The following is a 961-nucleotide window of genomic DNA, read 5'->3' as shown; positions in this document are numbered from 1 at the left end:
TCAACGAAGGCGCGATAGACCTTTTCCGGGCTGGTCGTCAGAACGCGGTGCAAACGCACGGTGCCGGGCATATGCTGGATCCTTTCATAAATGCCTGTTCGATACCCCAAGGACGAACGAGGCGTAACAAGTCCGACATTGGTTTGCGAATTTTTTGACGGGATGCGGCCTGCCTCCCCCGCGGGCATGCCGTTCGATGCCGCGCCTATCAACACGAAGCTCGGGCGAGGCGGCGGGCGAACTGCACCGGCTCTGGAGCTGGCGTTCACCTGCTAAATCGGGTTCCTGAGCCATCTTGTTGTTCAGGCGCGGTTTTGCCGATTGGCGGGAAAGGCCGCGCGTCCCGGTCAACGCTTCGAACGCCGCGAAATAGGGTAGCGCGTCTTTGCCGTCCATGTGCCGATCATTAGAATTTGCATTTGATCAGAGTTGATTTCCTATCAGGCCGTTAACGCGGCCATGCTGTTAATCAGCATTTGCTAATGAGTCTTTCGAACCCGAGGCAAGCAATGACCAAGAATCTCGGCAATGCACGTCATACGCCGGCGAAGGACCTGCAGGTCTCCCTTCTAGGCAAAGCCGCGCCGGCACTGTTTCCGCTGGTCGTGGCGGCACTGGGCTACATGGTTGGCAAGCAGTTCTTCGGCATCTAGGCGCGCAGTTCCGTTCTCCCAAACGTTTCGGCGGACCGACCATGTCAACGCGCGGACCGCCGTTTGCATTGCAGCGGCGTGTCGCCGGACATCAACGTCAAACATGCACGTCGCCAAAGGACAGTTCGCCGTCGTCATCGGCCGTGAAAAAGACGATGGCAAGCAACCCGACATAGAATGCGGCCACAACAACCACGATCGCCACACCGGGAACGGGGCCAAGGGCGGCGCTGTCCACGGCTTGGCGAAGCGAGCCGGCAAAGCCGGTCCTGACGCCCACGGTTTGAAGGCTGGGTGTGGATATCTTG

1 protein-coding gene and 2 pseudogenes are annotated in these 961 nt (G+C 59.1%); 1 reads left to right on the top strand and 2 read right to left on the bottom strand.

Annotated elements, in window-relative coordinates:
* Positions 1-269 (bottom strand): annotated as a pseudogene (locus EN984_RS38990) (hypothetical protein); the annotation flags it as partial.
* Positions 270-509: 240 nt separating this feature from the next.
* Here EN984_RS38990 and EN984_RS24965 point away from each other — a divergent pair.
* Positions 510-653: a hypothetical protein gene (locus EN984_RS24965; protein WP_127271038.1), complete on the top strand. Its 144-nt coding sequence runs from the start codon at positions 510-512 to the stop codon at positions 651-653.
* A gap of 97 nt (positions 654-750) precedes the next feature.
* On the opposite strand, the pseudogene EN984_RS24960 reads toward EN984_RS24965, so the two are convergent.
* Positions 751-961, bottom strand: a pseudogene (locus EN984_RS24960) (hypothetical protein); the annotation flags it as partial.

The organism is Mesorhizobium sp. M7A.F.Ca.CA.004.12.1.1 (assembly GCF_003997835.1).
Classification (GTDB): Bacteria; Pseudomonadota; Alphaproteobacteria; order Rhizobiales; family Rhizobiaceae; genus Mesorhizobium.
The sequence above is the reverse complement of the archived record's forward strand: the minus strand, read 5'-3'. Positions and strand labels throughout refer to the sequence as shown.